This window comes from Stenotrophomonas sp. B1-1 (genome assembly GCF_010894375.1).
Classification (GTDB): Bacteria; Pseudomonadota; Gammaproteobacteria; order Xanthomonadales; family Xanthomonadaceae; genus Stenotrophomonas.
Window position 1 is genome coordinate 309,025 of record NZ_JAAIUZ010000011.1, and the last position, 24,578, is coordinate 333,602.

The following is a 24,578-nucleotide window of genomic DNA, read 5'->3' on the forward strand; positions in this document are numbered from 1 at the left end:
TGCCGCGTGGCGGACATGACGCGCGGCAAACACCAGCAATGGAACAATCGGTTGCGGCGCCATCCATTGGCCCGCCGCGCTGCAGCGTCCATCTTCATGGGCATCCATCCCACAGGAGTTGCCATGAGTCTTCCCGAGCCGGTGCGCGTGCTGCGCACGATCCGTGGCATGCCCACGTCCGATGGCGCCGGTGTGCGCCTGACCCGGGTCATCGGTGGCCCCTCGCTGCCGGATCTGGACCCCTTCCTGCTGCTGGATGAATTCGGCACCGACCGCGCCGAGGACTACATCGCCGGCTTCCCGGAGCATCCGCATCGGGGCTTCGAGACCGTCACCTACATGCTGGACGGGCGCATGCGGCATCGCGACAACCACGGCAACGAAGGCCTGCTGACCCCGGGCAGCGTGCAGTGGATGACCGCCGGCCGCGGCCTGGTGCATTCGGAAATGCCCGAGCAGGAAAGCGGGCAGATGCGTGGCTTCCAGCTGTGGGTGAACCTGCCGGCGCGGGACAAGATGACCGACCCGAAGTACCAGGAGTTCGCGCCCGAGCGCATTCCGGTGGTGCAGCCGGCCGACGGCGTGCAGGTGAAGGTGATCGCCGGTACGGTCGATGGCACTGCAGGGCCGATCGCGCAGCCGGCCACCGATCCGGTCTATCTGGATATCACCCTGGCGCCGGATCGCGCCTGGACGTACACGCTGCCGGAAGGCCACAACGCCTTCGCCTATGTGTTCGAAGGTGCGCTGACCGTGGGCGAGCAGGATGCGGCGCGCGATGTGGCGCGGCAGGAACTGGCCGTGCTGGGCGGTGGCGAGCAGCTGCACGTGTCGGCCGGCGCCGAGGGCGCGCGGTTGATCCTGGTGGCGGGCCGTCCGCTGCGCGAGCCGGTCATGCGCCACGGGCCGTTCGTGATGAACACCCGGCAGGAACTGATGCAGGCTTTCGTCGATTTCCAGGAAGGCCGCTTCTGAGCGGTAGCGCCGGGTCCCACCCGGCGTTTTTTCCCGCGCCCACGCAACGCAGTTCACCGGGCATGGCCCGGCGCTAGCGATGGGTCGGGCGGGATGGCGGGGAGGCTGCCAGGCAGTCATCCCCGCGCTCATTCAGCGGCCGTCGGCCACGGCAGTGGGGTTCAGGCTCATGCCCTGCGCCAGCTGCTGCAGGCTGCCCATTTCCTGGGTGCTGCCCGGGTACAGGGCGATCTGCGCGTAGCGGCCCTTGTCCAGCTTGACCACGCTGATGCGGCGCTCGGCATAGCCGGGCGGCTGCTGGCCGCCCAGGTCGGGCTTGTACCAGTACATCGATTCGCCGCCGAAGCTGCCCTTTTCCTCGCGCAGCGAGCGGCTGAGCGGAATGTTGGGATCGCGTTGGCTCAGCATCAGGCTCAGCACCTCGCGGCCGTCGGCGGTGCTGGCGCGGCAGATCAGGAAATCGCTCTGCACCTGCTGCTGCCACTGCAGGCCACTGCTGGCTGGCAGCGTAGGACAGTCAACCGGCGCCTGTGCGGCGGCGTTGGCCGCGGCAAACAACAGGCTCGACAACAGAACAGGCACGAACTTCATGCATTCCCCCAAGGTGGTGTGGCCTAGAGTCCCCGCCGATGGCACCGGCGGCGCGGGCATCCCATCCCCGGATGCCGACGTTCCCGGCACGTGCACGGGAGGTCAAGCCGACCTTAACGGAACGTGAGCGATCGCACAAATTGCGGTTGCAAATGTAACCATTGCGGCCGGGTGACGGCCGCAATGGACGCGGCGGAGATCACCGGTCGCTGCCGACCCACTTGTAGATCATCCCGCCAATCACGCCGCCCAGCAGCGGCGCCACCCAGAACAGCCACAACTGGCCGGTAGCCCCACTGCCGGCGAAGAAGGCCACGGCGGTCGATCGGGCCGGGTTCACCGAGGTGTTGGTCACCGGAATGCTGATCAGATGGATCAGGGTCAGGGCCAGGCCGATGGCCAGCGGCGCAAAGCCAGCCGGCGCCTTGCCGTGCGTGCTGCCCATGATCACCACCAGGAACACCGCGGTCAGCACCACTTCGCACAGGAAGGCGGCCGCCACGCTGTAGCCGCCCGGCGACAGTGCGCCGTACCCATTGCTGGCGAACGCGCCGGCCTGGCTGCCATCGATGGCAAAGCCGCTGGCACCTGAAGCAATCTGCAGCAGGATGAAGCCCGCCAGCAGGCCACCGACGCACTGGGCCAGGATGTACGGCAGCAGATCGCGGGCCGGGAAGCGGCCACCGGCCCAAAGGCCGACGCTGACGGCCGGATTGAAATGCGCGCCCGACACATGGCCGAACGCATAGGCACCGGTGACCACGGTCAGGCCGAAGGCCAGCGCCACGCCCAGGAAACCGATACCCAGCGGATTGCCGTCGCCGCCGAACTTGGCGGCCAGTACCGCGCTGCCACAGCCGCCCAACACCAGCCAGAACGTGCCGAGGAATTCGGCGGCCAAGCGCTTTCCCATGCCCATGACGTGCACTCCATTGTGGCGCGCGGATGCGTGCGGTCGCATTGAAGTGGGCGGCCGGTGATGAACATGTGTACAGCCCGTAGAGTCGAGCTTGCTCGACTGTGGCTGAGTAGAGTCGAGCGTGCTCGACTGCCGTCAATACTGCGGCAGCGGAATGAATTCCTTGTCGTCACCCGGGATCGTGCCGAAGCGACCGGCTTCCCAATCGTGCTTGGCCTGTTCGATGCGTTCCTTGGAACTGGACACGAAGTTCCACCACAGGTGGCGCGGCCCATCCAGCGGCTCGCCGCCGAACAGCATCGCCTTCACCGGCGTCTTTGCGCGCAGGCGGCCGATGGCACCGGCTTCGGGAATGACCAGGTGCTGGGCGGGAATGTCCACGCCATCCAGCTGGGCCTGGCCTTCCAGGATGTACAGCGCACGTTCGTGGTGGCCATTGTCGATGTCGATCTCGGCATCGGGGTCCAGGTCGATGGCCACGTTCAGGGTATCGGCGAAGACCTTCACCGGCGATTCCTCGCCGTAGGCGCGGCCGGCGATCACCCGCAGCCAGACGCCGTTGCGGCGCTGCTCGGGCAGGGTGGCGGCGGCGTGGTGGTAGAACGCCGGTTCGATTTCCTCATGCGACTTGGGCAGCGCCACCCAGGTCTGCATGCCATGGATCGGGTTGTCGTGGCCGCGATCCGGCGGCGGCGTGCGCTCGGAATGGGCGATGCCACGGCCGGCGGTCATCCAGTTCACATCGCCAGGGCGGATCACCTGGTCCGAGCCCAGCGTATCGCGGTGGCCGATGGCGCCGGACCACAGGTAGGTCACCGTGGCCAGGCCGATATGCGGGTGCGGGCGCACGTCGATGGCGGTGCCGGGGTGCATGATGGCCGGGCCCATCTGGTCGACGAACACGAACGAACCGATGCTGCGGGCCTGCAGCGTGGGCACGGCGCGGCGCACTTCCAGGCCGCCGATGTCGTGGACGCGCGGGGCGATGATGGTGGTCATGCGGGCGTTCTCGCTGGCAGGAATCAAGGGCGCCAGCATGGCACGCCGTGGTGACGGCGACATGCCCCATGCGGGTAACAGCCTGTTCCGCAGCGTCGAGCTTGCTCGACGGGGTTCCCGCCAACGGCGCAGCCCCTCGTGGCTGGGCGGTGCGAATTTCGTGTTGGGCCGGGGCGGGTTGGGGGCGCGGGACACGCCGTGAATACGTCCCTGGAGGCTCGTAGGCGCCATCCATGGCGCCTGCGGTCCCGCGCCCCCAACCCGCCCCGGCCCTGACGGTTTCCGTGCGCGTCAGCCACGGAAAAGAAAAAAGAAAATCAAATTCAAACGCCGGTCGCTTCGCTCCTGGTGGCCCCCAAGGTAGCCACCCACCAGTTCGTAGTGATCCCAAATGAAGTGGCTGTTTACCCACCGTCGCCGGGAAACTGTCAGGGGTGGGGCGGTGTGGGCTGGCAGGACCGCAGGCGCCATGGGCCCGAGGCATGCCTCGGGCGGGTTGGGCAGGACGCCCAACCCCGGTCTTGCCGTGTGCGCAGGATTGCGCACACGAGCAAGGCGCCTACGAGCCTCCAGGGATGGATTTACGGCGTGTCCTGCCAGCCCACACCGCCCCGCCCAGCAAATAGAAAAGCCAGAGCCGGCTGTTGCTCCGGCTCTGGCTTCGGCTGTTGCTGTTGCCTCTGCGGGTGCCGGGCCGCAGGCCCGGCCGACCAACTCACACCACCGGTTCGCGCAGGGCGGGGTTGTCCCAGCCCGGGCGCGGGGCGAAGCGGTCGCCGTGGCGCTGCTGCAACGCCTTCAGACGCTCGACGATCACATCGGCACCCACCGCGCGGATGTGCTGGATCGGGCCGCCACGGAACGGGGCGAAACCGGTGCCGAAGATCACACCCGCATCCAGCAGGTCCGCATCGGCCACCACGCCTTCGTGCAGGCAGGCCACCGCCTCGTTCAACAGCGGCAGGATCAGGCGGTCTTCCAGATCGGTCGGGGCCTGGTAGTTGCTGGCCACGTCCGGCTTCTTCGGCTTGCCGTTTTCCCAGGTATAAATGCCCTGGCCGTCCTTCTTGCCGCGCTTGTCCGGTTCCACCGTCTGCAGCGCCGCCGGAATCTGCAGGCCCAGGAACGGGGCCAGTTCACGGCCCACGCCGGCAGCCACGTCCAGGCCCACGGTATCGATCAGCTCGATCGGCCCCATCGGCATGCCGAACTTCACGGCCGCCTTGTCGATCACCGGGCCCGGAATGCCTTCGGCATAGGCGGTGGCCGCTTCCAGCATGTACGGGAACAGCACGCGGTTGACCAGGAAGCCCGGGCTGCCGGCCACCGGCACCGGGAACTTGCCCAGCGCCTTGCAGAACGCGGCCAGGCGGCGCTCCGTCTCCGGCGCCATCCCGTCGTGGTGGATGATTTCCACCAGCGGCATCTGCGCCACCGGGTTGAAGTAGTGCAGGCCGGCAAACTGCGCCGGGCGCTGGATGTGGTCGCGCAGTTCCACCAACGGAATCGACGAGGTGTTGGTGGTCAGCAGGGCGTCCAGCTTCATCTTCGGTTCCAGCGTCTGGTACAGCGCACGCTTGGCCTCGGGGTTCTCGATGATGGCCTCGATCACCAGGTCGGCTTCGGCCACGCCGTTGCCCTCCAGGTCGGCACGCAGTCGCGCGGCCACCGCCGGGCGCTTGCTCTCATCGCGCACCTTCTTGGCAAACAATGCCTGGGCGCGCTCCATGGCCGGGTCGATGAAGCGCTGCTCGCGGTCCTGCAGGGTCACTTCGAAGCCCTTGTAGGCGGCCCAGGCGGCAATGTCGCCACCCATCACGCCAGCACCGACCACGTGCACGTGGCGGATGCCGGAATCACCGCTGCCCAGGCCCTTCAGGCGCTCGGTCAGGAAGAAGATGCGGATCAGGTTGCGCGCGGTCGGCGTGCTGGCCAGCTTCACCACCGCGCGGCGCTCGGCATCCAGGCGTGCCTGGATCGGCTTGCCGCCGCTGCGCTGCCAGGTGCTGATCAGTGCGTACGGCGCCGGGTACTGGTCCTTCTTCGCCTTGCGCGCCACCTGCTTGACCATCTGCGGTGCCAGCAGGGTGCGCGCCAGCCAGGTATTGGTCGCCCATGCGGTCGCGCGCTGCTTGAACGGCCGGGTGGTGCCGGACAGCGCCAGCGCCACGGCGGTATCGAGCACCACGGCCGGTGCCACCACCTTGTCGACCAGGCCGATGCCACGCGCGGCCGAGGCCGACAGGGTGCGCCCGGTCAGCATCAGGTCCATCGCCGCCGGCGCACCCACCAGATGCGGCAGTCGCGCGCTGCCGCCCCAGCCCGGGAAGATGCCCAGCTGGGTTTCCGGCAGGCCGATGCGGGTGCTGCTGTCATTGGAGGCCACCCGGTAGCGGCAGGCCAGCGCCAGTTCGGTACCGCCGCCCAGGCAGTGGCCATGGATGGCCGCCACGGTGGGGCAGGGCAGCTCGGCCAGCTTCTGGTAGGTGGACTGGCCGCGGCGGATGGCATCGTTCACGGTGCCGCGGCGGTCGAATTCCTGGAACTCCTTCAGGTCGGCACCGGCAATGAAGCCGGCCTTCTTCGCCGACTGGATCACCACGCCCTTGGGCGGGTCCAGGGCGATGCGTTCGAGCAGGTCGCCCAGTTCCAGCAGCACGTCCTGCGACATCGCGTTGACGCTGGTGTCCTGACGATCCAGGGTAAGGACCACCACGCCGTCTTCACGGATTTCGGGGTGCCAGTGGCTGAAGCGGAGCCCATCGAAGCCTGAGAGCATGGACGTTCCATCCGGTTGTGTATGGAGAAGCGGCTATGATCCAGAGGTTGTTTCCCCCGCGTCAAATCCCAATAGGAGGGGTAGGCGACCCCGGATCCATGGCCGTGGAACCGGACGCTAGCGGAACGGTGGTTAAAAGCTGGTGCGGCGCCGGGTGATCGGCGACTGAACTTTTCCCGGGATTGGCAGTCTCATTGCCCGACGTCGGTTGGGCTGACAGGAGTGCGGCCCCTCATGGCCGAGGTTGAAACACCACAGGAGCTGGATCTGGAACTGGTCCGGCGCGTGCAGCACGGCGAGAGCGCCGCGTTCGATGTCCTGGTGCGCAAGTACCAGCATCGCGTGGTGGCCCTTGTCGGTCGCTACATCGCCGACTGGAGCGAATGTCAGGACGTGGCCCAGGACACTTTCATGCGCGCCTATCGCGCCATTGGAAGCTTCCGCGGCGACGCCCAGTTCTCAACCTGGTTGCATCGGATCGCCGTGAACACTGCCAAAAACTACCTGGCTTCACACAATCGACGCCCGCCCACCGATGACATCGACATCGGTGATGCCGAGCAGTTCGACAGCGGCACCCGTCTGCGCGACACCGACACGCCCGAACGCGAGTTGATGCGCCAGGAACTGGAACAGACGGTGATGAAGGCCGTCAACGCGCTGCCGGAAGAACTCCGGTCGGCGATCACCCTGCGCGAGGTGGAAGGCCTGAGCTACGAGGAAATCGCGCAGAAGATGGGGTGCCCGATCGGCACCGTGCGTTCGCGGATCTTCCGGGCGCGCGAGGCGATCGACACTGAACTCCGGCCGCTGCTGGACATCGGCAGCGCCACCCGCGAGAAGAGCCGCGTATGACCAGTAACCCGTTGAACGAATCGCAGAACCATCAATCCCCGGCCGGGCAACGCCTGGACCAGCGCCACCGCGAACAGCTGTCGGCCCTGGTCGATGGCGAGCTGGGCGCCGACGAGGCGCGCTTCCTGCTGCGCCGCATGGAACATGATCCGGAATTGGCCGGCTGCCAGGAACGCTGGCAGCTGCTGGGCGATGTGATGCGTGGCCAGGCCTCGCTGCTGGCCCCGGCCGGTTTCAGCGAACGCGTGGCCGCGGCGATTGCCGCCGAACCCGCGCCGGTGGCTGAACCGCGCCGGCAGGTGCGTCGCACGGGCTGGCGTGCCTGGGGCGGCGGTGCCGCACTGGCAGCCTCGGTGGCCGCCGTGGCCCTGTTCATGGGCGGCGAAAAGCTGCAGCCCCCCGCACCCGGCGAAGCCCCGGCCCCGCAGGTGGTGGCCAGCCAGGCCGAACTGGCGCCGGCTGCCGCGCCGGTAACCGAAGCGTCGGTGGACAGCGCCGCGATGGCCGTGGCTGCTGTGCCGGCGGTGGCCATGGCCGCCAGCCGCCGCCAGGATGCCCGCCGCGCCAGTGCCACCCGCAGCCAGCAGGCCGCGCGCGTGGCCCAGCGTGACGAGGCGCCGCAGCGCGCCGTGGCCACGGCCGCGGTGCCGCTGGCGCCCTCGGTGCCCACCGCCAACACCCGCCATCTGCCCTTCGGCGATGTCGGCAGCCTGCAGGCACGGCCCTGGCCGAAGTCCAGCCTGGCCCCGGCCGGCGGCAGCGCCCTCAATGCCAGCTTCCCGGCCGCGTCCGGTGGCGCCGCGTTCTATCCCTTCGAGCCGCGCCTGCAGGACGATCTGCCGGCGCCGCCCCGCCCGCGCGACTGACCTGGAGCGCGCCGGTCCACGCCCCGCCGCTGGCGGGGCGCCTCTCCCGTTTTCCATCCGATCCGGAGGTTGCCGTCCGATGACTGCCCGATTCCGTACCCATGCCATGGGCCTGCTGGTGATGACCCTGCCGTTGATGGCCTGCGCGCAGGCGCCGTCACCGGCCGCCCCGGCGCAGCCGGCCGCAGCGGCCGCCGCCCCCCGCGCACCGGCGCAGCCGCTGGTCAGTGGCCTGCCTGATTTCACCAACCTGGTCGAACAGGTCGGCCCGGGCGTGGTCAACGTCGATACCACCATCGTGCGCCAGAACCGCCAGGCGCGCGGCGGCATGGGCCCCGGCGACGACGAGATGCCCGAATTCTTCCGCCGCTTCTTCGGCCCGGACTTCCCGATGCCGGGGCAGGGTGGGGGCGACAGCGGGCCCAGCATCAAGGGCCGTGGCATGGGCTCGGGCTTCATCATCTCGCCCGACGGCTACGTGCTGACCAACTACCACGTGGTGGCCGATGCCAGCGATGTGAAGGTCAAGCTGGGTGACAGCCGCGAGTTCACCGCCAAGGTGGTCGGCAGCGACCAGCAGTACGACGTGGCCCTGCTGAAGATCGAAGGCAAGAACCTGCCGACCGTGCGTCTGGGCGATTCCAACACCCTGAAGCCGGGCCAGTGGGTGGTCGCGATCGGTTCGCCGTTCGGCCTGGATCATTCGGTCACCGCGGGCATCGTCAGCGCGCTGGGCCGCAGCACCGGTGGCCCGGACCAGCGCTACGTGCCCTTCATCCAGACCGACGTGGCGATCAACCAGGGCAATTCCGGTGGCCCGCTGCTGAACACCCGCGGTGAAGTGGTCGGCATCAACTCGCAGATCTACTCCGCGTCCGGCGGTTACATGGGCATCAGCTTCTCGATCCCGATCGACCTGGCGATGAGCGCGGTTGAGCAGATCAAGAAGAGTGGCAAGGTCACCCGTGGCCAGCTGGGTGCGGTGGTCGAGCAGGTCGATTCGCTCAAAGCGCAGGGCCTGGGCCTGCCCGACAGCCGTGGCGCCCTGGTCAACCAGATCGTGCCGGGCAGCGCCGCGGCGAAGGCCGGTGTGCAACTGGGTGACGTGATCCGCTCGGTCAATGGCCGCGCGGTCAACACCTGGTCCGATCTGCCGCCGCTGATCGGTGCCATGGCGCCGGGCAGCAAGGTGACCCTGGTGGTCTACCGCGACGGCAAGCCGCGTGAGCTCAGCGCCACCCTGACCGCGCTGACCGAAGACGGCCAGGCCGACGGCCGTGGTACGTCCACCGCCGACGCGGATGCGCCCCCGCAGACCGGTGCCAACGCCCTGCTGGGCCTGGACGTGACCGAGCTGACCTCGCCGCAGCGCAAGCAGCTCGGCCTGGATGCGGGCGAGGGCGTGCGCATTACCGGGGTGAAGGGTGAAAGTGCCCGCGATGCCGGCCTGGCGCCGGGCATGGTCATCCTGCGTGTCGGCAATACCCCGGTCGGCCGTGTCGACGCGCTCAACCGCGCGCTGTCCGGCTACAAGAAGGGCGATGTGGTCCTGCTGCTGGTGCGTGCCAACAGCGGCAACAGCGCCTTCGTGGCGGTCAAGGCCGGCCAGTAACGCCTTCACGGCCGCCCTTGGCGGCCCTGGCAATCCCCCGAAGCCCCGCTCTGGCGGGGCTTCGGCCATTTCCAGCCGCCCCGCGAGCGCGCCCAAGCGGGCTGGCCCCGGGCATGCGATAATCCACCGTTACCCTGACGACGCCGCGCGCCGCCGCCACCTATGTCTTCTGATTCGATGCGGAACATCCGCAACTTCTCCATCATTGCCCACGTCGACCACGGCAAGTCCACGCTGGCCGATCGCATCATCCAGCTCTGTGGCGGCCTGCAGGCCCGCGAGATGGAAGCGCAGGTGCTCGACTCCAACCCGATCGAGCGCGAGCGTGGCATCACCATCAAGGCCCAGTCGGTGTCGCTGCCGTACCTGGCCAAGGATGGACAGACCTACCACCTGAACTTCATCGACACCCCCGGCCACGTCGACTTCTCCTATGAAGTCAGCCGTTCGCTGGCCGCCTGCGAAGGCGCGCTGCTGGTGGTCGATGCCGCCCAGGGCGTGGAAGCGCAGTCGGTGGCCAACTGCTACACCGCCGTCGAGCAGGGCCTGGAAGTGGTGCCGGTCATCAACAAGATCGACCTGCCCACCGCCGATATCGAACGCGCCAAGGCCGAGATCGAGGCCGTGATCGGCATCGACGCCGCCGACGCCGTGCCGGTCAGTGCCAAGACCGGCCTGAACGTGCAGGACGTGCTGGAAGCCATCGTGCACCGCATCCCGGCACCGCAGCCGCGCGACACCGACAAGCTGCAGGCGCTGATCATCGATTCCTGGTTCGACAACTACCTGGGCGTGGTCTCGCTGGTGCGCGTCATGCAGGGCCAGATCAAGGCCGGCGACAAGCTGCAGGTCATGTCCACCGGCCGTACCCACCAGGTCGACAACGTCGGCGTGTTCACGCCGAAGCGGAAAGTGCTGCCGGCGCTGCGTGCCGGTGAAGTGGGCTGGGTCACCGCCAGCATCAAGGACGTGCACGGCGCACCAGTGGGCGACACCCTCACCCTGGCCGCCGATCCGGCGCCCAAGCCGCTGCCGGGCTTCCAGGAAATGCAGCCGCGCGTGTTCGCCGGCCTGTTCCCGGTCGATGCCGAGGACTACCCGGACCTGCGCGAAGCGCTGGACAAGCTGCGCCTGAACGACGCCGCGCTGCGCTTCGAGCCGGAAAGCTCCGAAGCGATGGGCTTCGGTTTCCGCTGCGGCTTCCTGGGCATGCTGCACATGGAAATCGTGCAGGAGCGCCTGGAACGCGAATACAACCTGGACCTGATCAGCACCGCGCCGACGGTGGTCTACGAGGTCCTGAAGACCGACGGCACCATCATCAACATGGACAACCCGGCCAAGCTGCCGCCGGTGAACCATGTGGAAGAGATCCGCGAGCCGATCATCCGCGCCAACGTGCTCACCCCCGAGGAGTACATCGGCAACATCATCAAGCTGTGCGAAGAAAAGCGCGGCAGCCAGATCGGCATCAACTACCTGGGCAGCCAGGTGCAGATCAGCTACGAGCTGCCGATGGCCGAAGTGGTGCTGGACTTCTTCGACAAGCTGAAGTCGGTCAGCCGTGGCTATGCCTCGCTGGACTACCACTTCGTGCGCTTCGATGCCGGCCCGTTCGTGCGCGTGGACGTGCTGATCAACGGTGACAAGGTCGACGCCCTGTCGCTGATCGTGCACCGCAGCCACGCCGACCGCCGCGGCCGCGAGCTGTGCGAGAAGATGAAGGACCTGATCCCGCGCCAGCAGTTCGACGTGGCCATCCAGGCCGCCGTCGGCTCGCAGATCATCGCCCGCACCACGGTCAAGGCCATGCGCAAGAACGTGCTGGCCAAGTGCTATGGTGGCGACGTTTCGCGCAAGAAGAAGCTTCTGGAAAAGCAGAAGGAAGGCAAGAAGCGCATGAAGCAGGTCGGCCGCGTGGAAATTCCGCAGGAAGCCTTCCTGGCCGTGCTGCAGATGGACAACAAGTAAGCCCGCAGCGGCCCTTCGGGGCCGTTCGTCCGGTGACGTTGCAAAGGACCCTGAATGAAACTGTTTGAGATCCTCCTGGTCGTACTGACCCTGGCCTCGGGCCTGATCCTGCTTGCCGAAAAGCTGTACTTCGCCAAGCGCCGTGCCCAGCGCGCCGGCCTGCTCGACACCGAGCCGGTGCTGGTGGATTACTCACGCGCCTTCTTCCCGGTGCTGGCCATCGTGCTGGTGGTGCGCAGCTTCATTGCCGAGCCGTACAAGATTCCGTCCAGCTCGATGATGCCCAACCTGCTGATCGGCGATTTCATCCTGGTCAACAAGTTCTCCTACGGCCTGCGCCTGCCGATCAGCAACACCAAGTTCGTGCCGGTGGGCGAGCCCTCGCGCGGCGACGTGGTGGTGTTCCACTTCCCCGGCCACAGCGACAACGACCCGGCCAAGGGCGAGAACTTCATCAAGCGCGTGATCGGCGTGCCGGGCGATACGGTGTCCTTCGACGGCGACAGCGTCACCCTCAACGGCGAAGCGCTGAAGTATGACAACAAGGGCATCTACGCCGGCCACCGTGGCCAGGGCGAAGGCGCCAACCTGCTGGTCGAGCACCTGCCGGGCCGCACCCATACCGTGCTGGAGACCGATTTCCCGCGCGGCCAGGGCCAGTGGACCGTGCCGGCTGGTAAATATCTGGTGATGGGCGACAATCGCGACAACAGCGACGACGGCCGGTTCTGGGGCCTGCTGCCGGAAGAAAACCTGCGCGGCAAGGCCTTCCTGATCTGGCTGAACTGCTCGGGCTGGTTCTGCAAGGACGGCTTCGAACCGTCGCGTATCGGTTCGGGCATCAACTGAAACTGACTTCACATCCATTCGCGTATCTGGGGAGAAACGCCATGAAGACGATGAACACGCAGCGCGGCATGACTTTGACCTCGTTCCTGGTCGTACTGGCCGTGGTCGGGTTCTTCCTGTACATCGGCATGAAGCTGTTCCCGATGTACCAGGAGTACTACTCGGTGCGTTCGGCCATGAAGAGCCTGGCGGCCGAGCCCAACGTGGGCACCATGGCGCCGGCGCAGATCCAGGACCTGTTCTTCAAGCGGCTGTACATCAACTACTCGGACAACGTGAAGCCGGCCAACGTCAAGTTCGCCCGACGCGATGGCGGCTGGACCCTTACCGTCAACTACGAAGTGCGCCGCCCGCTGGTCGGCAACCTGGACGTGGTTGGCAAGTTTGAATCGACCCAGGACCTGACCCGTAGCGGTGCCGAATAAACCTTTCCAACGTGGTGACCTGATCGGTCACAGCTTCCGCGATCCGGCCCTGCTGAAGCAGGCGCTGACCCATCGCAGTGCCGGTGCGCCGCATAACGAGCGCCTGGAATTCCTGGGCGACAGCATCGTCAACCAGATGGTGGCCGAGGCCCTGTACCACCGCTGGCCCAAGGCCGACGAGGGCGCGCTCACCCGCGCCCGCGCCGCGCTGGTGCGGGAAGAGGCGCTGGCGGTGATCGCGCGCACCCTGCAGTTGGGCGAGCGCCTGATCCTGGGCGCTGGTGAGATGAAATCCGGCGGCCATCGCCGCGACTCGATCCTGGCCGACGCCGTGGAAGCGGTGGTGGCCGCGATCTACCTGGATGGGGGCTTCGAGGCCTGCCGCACGGTGGTGCTGCCCTGGTTCAGTGCCTCCATGGAGGCGCTGCCGGCCACCGGGCGGCCGGAAAAGGACCCCAAGACCCGCCTGCAGGAATGGCTGCAGGCCCGACAGAAGGCGTTGCCGCAGTACGAACTGGTGTCAGAATCCGGTGACGACCACGCCAAGCACTTCCGGGTACGCTGCAACGTAGCCGACCCCGCCGCCAGCATCGAGGGCGAAGGCTCCTCGCGGCGGATTGCCGAACAACAGGCGGCTGCGGCCGTCCTTGAACAACTGGATTCCAAGTGAGCGAACAGATTCCCCATCATTGCGGCAGTGTGGCCGTCATCGGCCGCCCGAACGTGGGCAAGTCGACCCTGACCAATGCGCTGGTCGGCGCCAAGGTCAGCATCGTCTCCAACCGCCCGCAGACCACGCGCCATCGCCTGCTGGGCATCGCCACCTATCCCGAAGGCCAGCTGGTGCTGGTCGACACCCCGGGGCTGCACAAGGTGCAGAAGCGGGCGATGAACCGGGTGATGAACCGTGCTGCCCGCGGCTCGCTGGAAGGCGTGGACGCCGGCCTGCTGGTGATCGAAGCCGGTCGCTGGGACGAAGAGGACAGCCTGGCCTTCAACGTGCTGCGCGACGCCGGCGTGCCGGTGGTGCTGGTGGTCAACAAGATCGACCGCCTGAAGGACAAGGGCGCGCTGCTGCCGTTCCTGCAGGAAGTCACCAACGGCCGCGATTTCGCCGCCGTGCATCCCATTTCCGCGCAGAAGCGCAACGGCCTGGAAGCGCTGGTGCGCGACGTGCTGAAGCTGCTGCCGGAAGCCCCGCCGATGTTCGGCGAGGATGAGATCACCGACCGCAGCCAGCGTTTCCTGGCCGGCGAACTGGTGCGCGAGCAGCTGATGCGCCAGCTGGGCGAAGAACTGCCGTACGCCACCACGGTGGAAATCGAGCGCTTCACCGAAGACGGCAACCTGCTGCGCATCGGCGCGGTCATCTGGGTCGAGCGCGAGGGCCAGAAGGCCATCGTGATCGGCAAGGGCGGCGCCCGCCTGAAGGAGATCGGGGCCAAGTCGCGCCTGCAGATGGAGCGTCTGTTCGGGGCCAAGGTGTTCCTGGAAACCTGGGTGCGCGTGCGTGAAGGCTGGTCCGACGACGAGGCCGCACTGAAGGCCTTCGGCTACGAGTAAGCCGTTGCGGTCGCTTCGATGCTGATCGAGGACGACACCGGGTTCGTGCTGCACGCACGGGCCTACCGCGAGACCAGCCTGCTGGTGGAGGTACTGAGCGCGCAGCATGGCCGTATTGGCGTGCTGGCGCGCGGGGTGTCCACCGCGAAAGGGCAGGTGCTGCGCGCCGCCCTGCAGCCGCTGCAATGGATCCGCTTCAGCGCCCAACAGCGCGGTGAGCTGGCGCAGTTGCGCGGTGCCGAGGCCCTGGATGCAGCCCCGCGGCTGGTGGGGCAGGCCATGCTGGCCGGTTTCTACCTGAGTGAACTGACCCTGCGCCTGGCCCCGCGCCAGGACCCGCTGCCCGATCTCTATCTGGCCTACGGCGAAGCGCGCGCACGGTTGGCGGTGGGCGCCGGCCTGGCCTGGACCCTGCGCCGTTTCGAGCGCGAACTGCTGGCGGCACTGGGCCTGGGCTTCGATCTGGAAACGGCCAGCGACGGCCAGCCGATCGATCCGGCGGCGCGCTACGCCCTGGACCCGCAGGAGGGTCCGCAGCGGCTGTTGAGCGTGCGTGATGGCGAGCGCAGCGCGGCGGCCACCGGTTCGGCGCTGCTGGCGCTGGGTGCCGACGAAGAACCCGATGCGGCCGACCTGGCCAGCCTGCGGCTGCCGATGCGGCGGGTGCTGGCCCATCACCTGGGCGCACGCGGCCTGAAATCCTGGGAACTGCTGGAGCAGCTGACCCCCCGCCGCTGAGGGGTTTGTCGGCAGGGCTTGCAGCCCTGCACCCGCTACCGTCAACGTCAACGTCAACGTCAACGTCAAAAGCGGGCTATCCGTGGGATGGCGGGGTGGGTCCGGTTGAGGGGGACGCTGCAAGTCCCCCTCCGGCGCCCGGCCCAGCCGCTGGCGGCTGGGCGTTCGGGCGCTTGCGAAGCAGTGCTTCGCAAGCAAAGCGCCCTCACCCATGTAAGCTCGGTCGCCGCATCCATGCGGCTCACGCCCCCTCAACCGGCCCCCCCCCCCGCCTTCGACAGTTCTCCGCGATCTGTCGGAACCGCGTCTTGCTCTGGTAGGTGTCGACCTTGGTCGACACGGTAGATCTTCGAAACTTTCGATTCCGATTGAGATTCACCCACGCATGGCGTGAATCTACTGGCCGCTGGGAACCGGTGACAGTCCCCCGCGATCTGTCGGCACCGCATCTTGCTCTGGTAGGTGTCGACCTTGGTCGACACACTCTGTCAGATACCGAATTCTTTCTGGGGTCAGAGCCCGTTGCGCAGCAACGGGATCCGACCCCGTGCCGTTCCGACAGATCGCGGCCAACTGTCGAAGGCGGGGTGGGTCCGGTGGCGGGGGCGTGAGCGCCATGGATGGCGCGACCGAGGCTACATGGACGTACTTGCGCCGTCCCCCGCCACCGGAACCATCCCGCCATCCCACGGATAGCCCGCTGTTGCTGTTGCTTCGGCCGTTGACGTTGATTCGGCAGGTGCAGGGCTGCAAGCCCTGCCGACACACCCACACCCTCAGTGCAGCAGGGAAGCTACCGCGGCGCGGAAGCCCGCCTGGGCCTGCCCGGAGTCGGGCGCGTGGTGCAGCTGGCGCACGGCGCGGCCCAGCCGGGCCGCCCCCACGAAGCCACAACTGGCCTGCAGCCGATGCAGCTGGCTGCGCAGCTGGCGCTCGTCGTGCTGGTCCACCGCCTGTTCGACCGCATCGCGGACCCCCGGCAGCTCGGCCAGGAACAGCTCACGCAGGGCAATCAGGTGGTTGCGCTGGCCGTTCAGTGCCGCCAGGGCGGCCGTCTCATCCCAGTCCTCCACGGCCAGCTCCACCGCAGCCGGCGGCAGCGGCGCAGCGCCCGGGCTGTTCACCAGCGCCCGGCGCACTGCCTTCAGCAGTTGATCACGGCCCAGCGGCTTCACCAGCGTGTCGCTGAAGCCGGCCTCGCGCAGGCTGGCATGAATGGAGGCATCGCCGTCGGCGGTATGGGCCAGGGCCGGGGTGTCCGGATGCGACTGGCGCAGCGCCTGCAGCAGCTGGGCGCCATTGCCGTCGGGCAGGTTCACGTCGATCAGCCACAGGTCATGCGTGCCCGGCTCGCCACGGGCAAGCGCGCTGGCAAGTGAGTCAGCAGTGTCCACATCGGCTGGTAACGTTTCCAACGCCGCTTTGAAAAAACCGCGGCTGATGATGTCGTCCTCGACAAGCAGGAAGCGGGGCCGGCTGGTCCGCGGGGTCATCTGCATAGGGCTGCCTCCATGTCAGCTGTGGACAATCATCATGCACGGCGGCGGCGTGTGCAAGCGGCCATCGGCCCGCCCGGCCAGGATCTGCGACAATGTGCGCCCTTTTTTGCCCGCAGCCTGTCGCCACGTGGCCCGATCCCGTTCCCGCATCGACCGTACCCCGTTCCAGACCGAAATCCTCGACCTCAGCCATGACGGTCGTGGCGTCGCCCGCCGTGAAGGCGAAGGCGGCAAGGTCACCTTCATCAGCGGCGCCCTGCCGGGCGAAGTGGTGATGGCCGAACAGACCGCCCGCAGCCGCCACTTCGACGAGGCGCGCACGGTGGAAGTGCTGCAGGCCTCGCCGCAGCGCGTCACCCCCAAGTGCCCGCACTTCGGCACCTGTGCCGGCTGCGTGCTGCAGCACCTGGACGAAAGCCAGCAGATCGTGGCCAAGCAGCGCGTGCTGATGGACAACCTGGAGCGCATCGGCCACGTCACCCCGGGCACCGTGCTGCCGCCGCTGGTCGGGGACAGCTGGGGCTACCGCCGCAAGGGCCGCTTCTCGGTCCGCCGGGTGGAAAAGAAGGACAAGACCCTGGTCGGTTTCCGCGAACAGGATCCGCGTTTCGTGGCCGACCTGAGCCAGTGCCTGACCGTGATCCCGGAAATCGGCACCAAGGTCCAGGACCTGTCCACCTTCATCGAAGGCCTGGATGGCAAGCGCGACATTCCGCAGATCGAGTTCATCGGCGGCGACAACGCCATTGCCCTGACCGTGCGCCACCTGCAGCCGCTCAGCGACGCCGACCGCGCCGCCTGGGCCGCGTTCGGCCAGCAGCACGGGTTTGCCATCTACCTGCAGCCGGGCGGCCTGGACACCGTGCACCCGCTGGACGGGCAGGGCGTGCCGCTGTCCTTCCGGCTGGCGCCGTGGGACGTGGAACTGGCCTTCCGCCCGCTGGATTTCATCCAGGTCAACGCCAAGCTGAACGAGGCGATGATCGCCCGCGCGCTGGAGCTGCTGGAGCCCGGTGCTGACGAACGCGTGCTCGACCTGTTCTGCGGCCTGGGCAATTTCACCCTGCCGCTGGCCCGCAAGGTGCGCGAAGTGGTGGGCGTGGAAGGCGATGCCGGCCTGGTCGCGCGCGCCCGCGAAAACGCCGAGCGCAACGACCTGGCCAACGCACAGTTCTTCAGCGCCGACCTGACCCAGGACCAGCGCGCCACCCCGTGGATGCGCCAGGGCTTCGACAAGCTGCTGCTGGACCCGCCGCGCTCGGGCGCGATTGAAGTGCTGCAGCAGCTGCCGCTGAAGCAGTTCAAGCGCATCGTCTATGTCAGCTGCCACCCCGGTTCGCTGGCGCGCGACGCCGGCTACCTGGTCAACGAACAGGGCTTCACCCTGGTCAGCGCCGGTGCCATGGACATGTTCCCGCACACCGCGCACGTGGAAAGCATCGCGGTCTTCGAAAAGCGCTGACAACGCGCGGGCACCGGCAATACCCCGGTGCCCGCCGCCGCAGGTGGCCGCGCGTCGGCTATCGGGGCGCCGGCGCGCTGCGCCACTGGCCATCCTCGCGGATGAATGCCAGCGTTTCGGTGCCTTGCTCATCGCCCACCTGGGCGGTGACCGCACATTCGAATACGGCACGCTCGTCGGGCACCTCGCAGTCGGCAACCTCCAGCACCTGCGCATCGCGCACGGCCAGCATGAAGCGCGCCCGCTCCTCGGCATCGCTCTCACGCGCCGCCACGGTCGCCAGGTGCGCGCGCAGCAGCGGTTGTACTTCCTCGCGACTGGGCGCGGGCGTCGGCAGGCGGCGCGGATCGGGCAGGGTCCACTGGCCATCCACCCAGGCCAGGTGCAGCAGGCGCGCACCCGATTTCATGCCCGCACTGCCCACCACGATGCAGGTGGCGGTGTCGGCGGTGCTGCCCACCGCGCAGCTGCTCAGCGATTCCAGCGTGGGCCGGAACGCCATCGCGACCAGGCTGCTGCTGTCACTGCGCGGGCGCGCGGCGATCTGCTCGGCAATCGCCAGATCCATCGCGTCCTGCGCCTGTTGCAGGGTGGGCAGTGCAGGGGCCTGGGCCAGGCATGCGCCGGCGGGCAGCAGCAGGGCCAGCGCCAGCGGGCGCAGCGTGGAAAGGGACAGTGTCATGGTTCAGCGATCCTTGCAGGGTGGCGCAGTGTAGTGCGGCGGCCGCGCGCCGGGTAGGCAGGTCGCTGCTGGCGGCCGCATACTTCGCCCATGGGCATTGAAATCGAACGCAAGTTTCTGGTGACCGGCGACGGTTGGCGTACCGCCGCGCATCGGGTCATTCCGATGGCGCAGGGCTATATCAACGACATGGGCGCACTGGATCGCGGCACCCAGAACGCCTCGGTGCGCGTGCGCATCGAAGGCGAACAGGCGGCGCTGAACCTGAAGTCGCGCACCCTGGGGCACACCCGCCAGGAGTTCGATTACCCCATTCCCGTGGACGATGCCCGCGACCTGCTGGCGCTGTGCGTGGGCGGGTTGATCGACAAGCGCCGCCATCTGGTCGAACACGCCGGGCTGACCTGGGAAGTGGATGAGTTCCTGGGCGACAACGCCGGCCTGGTGGTGGCCGAGGTGGAACTGGACAGTGCCGACCAGGCCATCGACCTGCCGGACTGGGTGGGCGCGGAAGTGACCGACGACGCGCGCTATTACAACGTCGCGCTGGCCAGTCATCCCTATTCACAGTGGTGAAGCGGTGATCGCGCGGTAGCGCCCCCTTTTGCCGCGGCGGGCGGCCCCCATCTTGGGGGCATGAGAATCGATATCTATTCCGACGTGGTCTGCCCCTGGTGCTGGATCGGCAAGCATCGTTTCCAGCAGGGCGTGCAGTTGCTGGGCGCCGATGCGCCCGCCCTGGACATCCATTGGCAGCCGTTCCAGCTGGACCCGGACGCTGACGCCACGCCGGTCCCGCTGCGCCAGGCTTATGCGCGCAAGTTCGGCGGGGCCGAGCGCACCGAACAGATCCTGGGCCAGACCCAGTCCACCGCGCAGGCCGAGGGCCTGCCAATGGACTTCGGCCAGGGCCAGGTGCGGGTGACCACGTTGCCTGCGCACCGCCTGCTGTGGCTGGCCGGCGAACACGGCGTGCAGGACGCGGTGGGCGAAGCGCTGTTCCGCGCCCACTTCGAGCACGGCCAGAACCTGGCCGACCCTGCCGTACTGGTGAAGGCCGGCGCGGCCGGCGGGCTGGCCGCAGCCGAGATCGAACAGATGCTGGCATCCGATCGTGGCCTGGCCCAGGTGCAGGCCAAGCTGGCCGACGCGCAGGCGCTGGGCATTTCCTCGGTGCCCACCTTCGTGATCGACGGGCGCTGGGCGATTTCCGGCGCGCAGCCGCCGGAAGCCTTCGCCCAGGCGCTGCGCCAGATTGCCGCCGAGCAGGGCGCCCCCTCGGCCGCCGCGGGTGAAGCAGCCTGCGGCCCGGACGGCTGCGCGGTCTAGACCGCGCGGGGTCAGAGCCCCTGCGGGGGATCCAACCCCGGGGTCGGATCCCCGCAGGGGCTCTGACCCCGTCTCCCCATTTCGCCGAACACTGCGTCCATCGGCCGGTTCTGCGACAATGCGGCACTGCGCCATGCGGGCGCCTGTTGTGGAGATCGACCCATGCTGCTGATCGGCGTTGCCGGCACTGAACTGACCGCCCAGGAACGCGACTGGCTGCAGCACGATGCCGTGGCCGGGGTGGTGCTGTTCAAGCGCAACTTCGCCTCGCGCCAGCAGGTGACCGATCTGACCGCCGCCATCCGCGCCGCCGCACCGCGCCCGCAGTTGCTCTGCGTGGACCAGGAAGGCGGCCGCGTGCAGCGCTTCCGCGAGGGCTACAGCGAACTGCCGCCGCTGCAGGACATCGGCGCCCTCTACGCGCGCGATCCGCAGCAGGCGCTGGCGCTGGCCGAACAGCACGCCTGGCTGATGGCCAGTGAAGTGCGCGCCAGCGGCCTGGACCTCAGCTTCGCCCCGGTGGTGGATCTGGCCCGTGGCAACCGCGCCATCGGCAACCGTGCCTTCAGCGAAGACCCGCAGGTGGTCGCCGCCTTCACTGCCGCCTATGTGCGCGGCATGCACGCGGTGGGCATGGCCGCCACGCTCAAGCATTTCCCCGGCCACGGCACCGTGCTGGAAGACACCCACGTCGATACCGCCGTCGACCCGCGCGCGCTGGACGAACTGCGCGCGCAGGACCTGGTGCCGTTCGGCGCCGGCATTGCCGCCGGTGCCGATGCGGTGATGATGGCCCACGTGATCTACCCGCAGGTGGCGCCTGAGCCGGCCGGCTATTCGCCGCGCTGGATCCAGGACATCCTGCGCGGTGAGCTGGGCTTCCGCGGCGTGGTGTTCTCCGATGACATCGGCATGGCCGCTTCGCACAGCGCCGGTGGCGTGCCGGCGCGCGTGCATGCCCACTTGGATGCCGGCTGCGATGTGGTGCTGGTCTGCCACCCCGAGCTGGTCGATGAAGCCCTGCATGCCGTGCAGGGCCGTTCACTGAATACCGCCGCGCTGCTGGGCCTGCTTGGCCGCGGCGCACTTGGCTGGGACGGCCTGCTGGCCGATGCCCGCCATGGCACCACCCAATCCCATCTGCTGCAAACCCTTGGAAGAACCGTCTGATGCCGAACCTCACCATTTCCCAGGCCCTGGCCCAGGCTGACCTGCTGGTCGACCGCCCCACCATCGACAAGGCCATTGCCAGCATCGCCGACGCCATCGCGCGCGACTACAAGGGCGAGGTGCCGCTGTTCCTGTCCATCATGCACGGCGCACTGCCGTTCGCCGGCCAGCTGGCACTGGAACTGGGCGCGCGCGGCCAGGACGTGCAGTTCGATTACCTGCACGCCACCCGCTACCGCGGTGAAACCACCGGCGGCGACCTGGTCTGGAAGCACAAGCCGGCCACCTCGCTGTTCGGCCGCCGCGTGCTGCTGGTGGACGACATCCTGGACGAGGGCTACACCCTGCAGGGCGTGCGCACCTGGTGCCTGGAACAGGGCGCCACCGACGTGCGCATTGCTGCGATGACCGTGAAGAAGCACGACCGCGGCCTGCCGGACGTCACCGCCGATTACGCCGGCATCGAGCTGCCGGACCGTTACGTGTTCGGCTTCGGCATGGATGTGAACGAGACCCTGCGCTGCGTGCCGGCCATCTATGCCATGAAGGAGTGACGGCACGGCCGTCCGCGGCCGATCCCACCCTGTCGCCGGCGCCCTCGGGTGCCGGCGTTCGTCTTTTTCTGGAGTGATTCCCATGCAACAGATTGCCCTGGCCGTGATCGGCGGTACCGGTGTCTACAACCTGGCCAAGCTGGACGATGTGCAGACCCACGAGGTCGAAACCCGCTTCGGTCGTCCGTCGGGCCCGGTGCGCGTCGGCACCCTGCTGGGCCACCGCGTGGCCTTCCTGGCCCGCCACGGTGAGGGCCATTCGCTGCCGCCGCACAAGATCAACTACCGCGCCAACCTGGCCGCGCTGCAGCAGATCGGCGCGCAGCGCGTCCTGGCGCTGAACACGGTGGGCGGCATCGGCGACGATTTCGGTCCGCGCGTGCTGGCCTGTCCGGATCAGGTAATCGATTACACGTGGGGTCGTATCAGCACGATCTGCGAAGAAGACGGCACCGACGTGGTCCACGTCGATTTCGGTCACCCGTACACGCCGATGCTGCGCAGCAAGATCCTGGCGGCGGCGAAAGTGACCGGGGTGAAGGTGCACGACGGCGGCTGCTACGGCGCCACCCAGGGCCCGCGCCTGGAAACCATTGCCGAAATCGCCCGCATGCGCCGCGATGGCTGCGATCTGGTGGGCATGACCGGCATGCCTGAAGCCGCGCTGGCACGGGAGCTGGGGCTGGACTACGCCTGCTTGGCGATCGTGGCCAACTGGGCCGCCGGCTGTGGCGACGGCGAGGAGATCACCATGGCCGAAGTGCTGGCAAACGTGCAGGCCGCCAGCAACGGACTTCCGGAACTGGTAGGCGAATTGGCGCGGGGGTGATTGTCATCCTCGGGCAAGCTTTGCATACTCAGCCGGTACGCGGGTTCAGCGTACACCACCCATTCATTGCAAAGGTCTCGCATTAACATGCCGAACGGTACCGTCAAGTGGTTCAACGACGCCAAGGGATTTGGCTTCATCTCGCCGGAGGATGGCAGCGCCGACGTGTTCGCGCACTTCTCCGCCATCAACTCCAAGGGCTTCCGCAGCCTGCAGGAAGGCCAGCGTGTCACCTATGACGTGACCCAGGGCCCGAAGGGTGCCCAGGCTTCGAACATTACGCCGGCCGAGTGATCCACTCGACAGTGCGTTGAAAACCCCGCTACGGCGGGGTTTTTTTTGCGCAGGGCAACGGCGGGCGGGGATTGCGGGTGGCTGACGGAACGGCGGGCGCTCCGGCGTCGGCCAGTAGATCCACGCCATGCGTGGATGCCGTTGCGGGTTCCCTTCGCCATTGGCAATCCGCCTCGGGCACAATGCAAGCATGACGGAACGACTGCGCATTGCCGTGATCGGCTACGGCACCGCTGGCCAGGCATTGGCCATCCTGCTCACCCGTGATGGCCACGAGGTGGAGATCTTCGAACGCGTGCCCACGCCGGGCCCGGTAGGGGCCGGCTTCCTGCTGCAGCCCAGCGGCCTGCAGGTGCTGTGGCAGATGGGCCTGCTCGACGCCGTGCGTGCGCACGCCGCGCCGGTGCACCGCCTGTACGGCGATACGCCCTGCGAACGCGCGGTGATGGACATGGGCTATGCCGGTCTGGATGCACGCCTGCACGGGCTGGGCATGCAGCGCGGCGCGCTGTTCTCGTTGCTGGAAGATGCGCGCGAAGGCGCCGGCCACCTGCACGTGGGCACCGCTATCGAGGCGGTGGACAGCGCACAGGGGCGCGTACGCGATGCGCAGGGGCGCTGGCACGGCCCGTTCGACCTGGTGGTGGCCGCCGATGGTGCGGCATCCACCCTGCGCGACAGCGTAGAAGGCGGCACCGCGCTGGACCGGGTGTACCCGTGGGGTGCGCTGTGGTGCCTGCTGCCAGCCGAAGACTGGCCGCACATGCAGGAGCTGCGGCAACGCTACGTGGCGGCGCGCAAGATGATCGGCCTGCTGCCGGTGGGCACCCGCCCCGGTGATGCCACGCCGCGCCTGAGCTTCTTCTGGAGCCTGCCGCGTGATGATTTCGAGCGCTGGCAGCAGGAAGGCATGGCGCCCTGGCTGCAGGAACTGCATGCCCTGTGGCCGCAGGCCAGCGCGCGCTTCGCGCACCTGGTCGATGCCGGCCAGCTGGCACGCGCGGTGTACCGCGATGCGGTGATGAAGCGCTGGCACCATGGCCGCCTGGTGCTGGCCGGTGATGCCGCACATTCGATGAGCCCGCAGCTGGGGCAGGGCGTGAACATGGCCCTGATCGATGCACTGGCGCTGCGCGATGCGCTGCGCAGCCACCGTGGCGAAGCGGCGCTGCAGGCCTACCAGGCACAGCGGCGTGCGCATGTAGCGGTGTACCAGCGCTGGAGCCGCTGGCTGACGCCGCTGTTCCAGTCCAATGGCGATCTATGGGCGCATGCGCGCGACGTCCTGCTTGGCCCGATGGGGCGCATGCCGGGCGGGCGCGGGCACATGCTGCGCGTGCTCAGCGGCACCCAGCACGGCTGGTTCGGCGCACTGCCGCTGGATCCGGGCTTCATTGCCGCGCTGGCCGAAGCGCCGCGTGCGGCCGCCAGCAGCAGTGCGATCAGCGCTGCCGTGAACGTGCCCGTCACCTGAACTAACGAACATCTCACCCCGGTTGTGCGAGAACAGCTGTGCACGCGCACGCCGCGTCGCCCGTTTTCCTTTCCGTGATCGAACACTCCGTGATCGAACTTCGCGCATGGCCCGGGCGGCCGCGCCGTCGCGGCCTGCTGCGG

The 24,578-nt window shown here is 68.0% G+C and carries 24 protein-coding genes; 18 read left to right on the forward strand and 6 right to left on the reverse strand.

What is annotated here, in order from left to right:
- Positions 1-123 precede the first annotated feature (123 nt).
- Positions 124-975 carry a pirin family protein gene (locus G4G00_RS09295; RefSeq protein ID WP_108753808.1) on the forward strand — a complete coding sequence of 284 codons (852 nt, stop codon included), beginning with the start codon at positions 124-126 and terminating at the stop codon, positions 973-975.
- A 132-nt stretch (positions 976-1,107) separates the two neighbouring features.
- Here the strand turns inward: G4G00_RS09295 and G4G00_RS09300 are convergent, their stop codons facing one another.
- The 4 genes from G4G00_RS09300 to G4G00_RS09315 form a co-directional block, all read right to left on the reverse strand.
- Positions 1,108-1,566 (reverse strand): hypothetical protein, encoded by a 459-nt coding sequence (locus tag G4G00_RS09300; protein WP_108753807.1) that lies wholly within the window; start codon positions 1,564-1,566, stop codon positions 1,108-1,110.
- Positions 1,567-1,765: 199 nt separating this feature from the next.
- On the reverse strand, positions 1,766-2,485 hold the full coding sequence (aqpZ, locus tag G4G00_RS09305) for an aquaporin Z (RefSeq protein ID WP_108753806.1): 720 nt from the start codon (positions 2,483-2,485) through the stop codon (positions 1,766-1,768).
- 135 nt (positions 2,486-2,620) lie between these two features.
- Positions 2,621-3,484 carry a pirin family protein gene (locus G4G00_RS09310; protein WP_108754852.1) on the reverse strand — a complete coding sequence of 288 codons (864 nt, stop codon included), beginning with the start codon at positions 3,482-3,484 and terminating at the stop codon, positions 2,621-2,623.
- Between the two features lie 715 nt (positions 3,485-4,199).
- Positions 4,200-6,263: a 3-hydroxyacyl-CoA dehydrogenase NAD-binding domain-containing protein gene (locus G4G00_RS09315; protein WP_108753805.1), complete on the reverse strand. Its 2,064-nt coding sequence runs from the start codon at positions 6,261-6,263 to the stop codon at positions 4,200-4,202.
- A gap of 234 nt (positions 6,264-6,497) precedes the next feature.
- On the opposite strand from G4G00_RS09315, the gene rpoE reads away from it, so the two are divergent.
- The 9 genes from rpoE to recO all read left to right on the forward strand — a co-directional run bounded on the left by rpoE (position 6,498) and on the right by recO (position 15,142).
- Positions 6,498-7,118: an RNA polymerase sigma factor RpoE gene (rpoE, locus tag G4G00_RS09320; RefSeq protein ID WP_108750715.1), complete on the forward strand. Its 621-nt coding sequence runs from the start codon at positions 6,498-6,500 to the stop codon at positions 7,116-7,118.
- Entirely contained in the window at positions 7,115-7,984 is an 870-nt protein-coding gene (locus G4G00_RS09325; RefSeq protein ID WP_108753804.1) for a sigma-E factor negative regulatory protein, read from the forward strand. Before rpoE ends, G4G00_RS09325 begins: the two co-directional genes overlap by 4 nt.
- Before the next feature lie 79 nt (positions 7,985-8,063).
- Positions 8,064-9,596 carry a DegQ family serine endoprotease gene (locus G4G00_RS09330; RefSeq protein ID WP_164272825.1) on the forward strand — a complete coding sequence of 511 codons (1,533 nt, stop codon included), beginning with the start codon at positions 8,064-8,066 and terminating at the stop codon, positions 9,594-9,596.
- Positions 9,597-9,773: 177 nt separating this feature from the next.
- Positions 9,774-11,567: a translation elongation factor 4 gene (gene lepA, locus G4G00_RS09335; RefSeq protein ID WP_164272953.1), complete on the forward strand. Its 1,794-nt coding sequence runs from the start codon at positions 9,774-9,776 to the stop codon at positions 11,565-11,567.
- 54 nt (positions 11,568-11,621) lie between these two features.
- Positions 11,622-12,416, forward strand: a complete 795-nt coding sequence (gene lepB, locus G4G00_RS09340; RefSeq protein WP_108750711.1) for a signal peptidase I — start codon at positions 11,622-11,624, stop codon at positions 12,414-12,416.
- A 41-nt stretch (positions 12,417-12,457) separates the two neighbouring features.
- On the forward strand, positions 12,458-12,841 hold the full coding sequence (locus G4G00_RS09345) for a DUF4845 domain-containing protein (RefSeq protein WP_108750710.1): 384 nt from the start codon (positions 12,458-12,460) through the stop codon (positions 12,839-12,841).
- Positions 12,831-13,511: a ribonuclease III gene (gene rnc, locus G4G00_RS09350; RefSeq protein WP_108750709.1), complete on the forward strand. Its 681-nt coding sequence runs from the start codon at positions 12,831-12,833 to the stop codon at positions 13,509-13,511. The genes G4G00_RS09345 and rnc overlap by 11 nt, the downstream gene beginning before the upstream one ends.
- Positions 13,508-14,404: a GTPase Era gene (gene era / locus G4G00_RS09355; protein ID WP_108750708.1), complete on the forward strand. Its 897-nt coding sequence runs from the start codon at positions 13,508-13,510 to the stop codon at positions 14,402-14,404. Before rnc ends, era begins: the two co-directional genes overlap by 4 nt.
- 18 nt (positions 14,405-14,422) lie before the next feature.
- Positions 14,423-15,142, forward strand: coding sequence for a DNA repair protein RecO (gene recO, locus G4G00_RS09360; protein WP_108753802.1), 720 nt, complete (start codon positions 14,423-14,425; stop codon positions 15,140-15,142).
- Between the two features lie 776 nt (positions 15,143-15,918).
- Here recO and G4G00_RS09365 read toward each other — a convergent pair.
- The gene (locus G4G00_RS09365; RefSeq protein WP_108753801.1) at positions 15,919-16,641 is read right to left on the reverse strand and encodes a response regulator; all 723 of its coding nucleotides are present in this window, start codon (positions 16,639-16,641) and stop codon (positions 15,919-15,921) included.
- A gap of 127 nt (positions 16,642-16,768) precedes the next feature.
- Between G4G00_RS09365 and rlmD the strand changes: the two genes are divergently transcribed.
- Positions 16,769-18,103 carry a 23S rRNA (uracil(1939)-C(5))-methyltransferase RlmD gene (gene rlmD, locus G4G00_RS09370; protein ID WP_108753800.1) on the forward strand — a complete coding sequence of 445 codons (1,335 nt, stop codon included), beginning with the start codon at positions 16,769-16,771 and terminating at the stop codon, positions 18,101-18,103.
- Positions 18,104-18,161: 58 nt separating this feature from the next.
- Here the strand turns inward: rlmD and G4G00_RS09375 are convergent, their stop codons facing one another.
- Complete coding sequence (locus G4G00_RS09375; RefSeq protein ID WP_108753799.1) at positions 18,162-18,785, reverse strand: hypothetical protein; 624 nt, start codon at positions 18,783-18,785, stop codon at positions 18,162-18,164.
- Positions 18,786-18,875: 90 nt separating this feature from the next.
- Between G4G00_RS09375 and G4G00_RS09380 the strand changes: the two genes are divergently transcribed.
- The 7 genes from G4G00_RS09380 (at position 18,876) to G4G00_RS09410 (ending at position 24,435) form a co-directional block, all read left to right on the forward strand.
- On the forward strand, positions 18,876-19,361 hold the full coding sequence (locus G4G00_RS09380) for a CYTH domain-containing protein (RefSeq protein WP_108753798.1): 486 nt from the start codon (positions 18,876-18,878) through the stop codon (positions 19,359-19,361).
- Between the two features lie 60 nt (positions 19,362-19,421).
- Complete coding sequence (locus G4G00_RS09385) at positions 19,422-20,114, forward strand: DsbA family oxidoreductase (protein WP_108750701.1); 693 nt, start codon at positions 19,422-19,424, stop codon at positions 20,112-20,114.
- Positions 20,115-20,276: 162 nt separating this feature from the next.
- Positions 20,277-21,284 carry a beta-N-acetylhexosaminidase gene (nagZ, locus tag G4G00_RS09390; RefSeq protein ID WP_164272828.1) on the forward strand — a complete coding sequence of 336 codons (1,008 nt, stop codon included), beginning with the start codon at positions 20,277-20,279 and terminating at the stop codon, positions 21,282-21,284.
- Positions 21,284-21,838, forward strand: coding sequence for a hypoxanthine-guanine phosphoribosyltransferase (locus G4G00_RS09395; protein WP_108756865.1), 555 nt, complete (start codon positions 21,284-21,286; stop codon positions 21,836-21,838). Before nagZ ends, G4G00_RS09395 begins: the two co-directional genes overlap by 1 nt.
- Before the next feature lie 82 nt (positions 21,839-21,920).
- A complete protein-coding gene (locus tag G4G00_RS09400) occupies positions 21,921-22,667 on the forward strand; it encodes an S-methyl-5'-thioinosine phosphorylase (RefSeq protein WP_108750698.1) in 747 nt (248 codons plus the stop codon).
- A gap of 87 nt (positions 22,668-22,754) precedes the next feature.
- Positions 22,755-22,961, forward strand: coding sequence for a cold-shock protein (locus tag G4G00_RS09405; RefSeq protein WP_005410590.1), 207 nt, complete (start codon positions 22,755-22,757; stop codon positions 22,959-22,961).
- A 190-nt stretch (positions 22,962-23,151) separates the two neighbouring features.
- Positions 23,152-24,435, forward strand: coding sequence for an NAD(P)/FAD-dependent oxidoreductase (locus tag G4G00_RS09410; RefSeq protein WP_164272831.1), 1,284 nt, complete (start codon positions 23,152-23,154; stop codon positions 24,433-24,435).
- Positions 24,436-24,578: the final 143 nt, after the last annotated feature.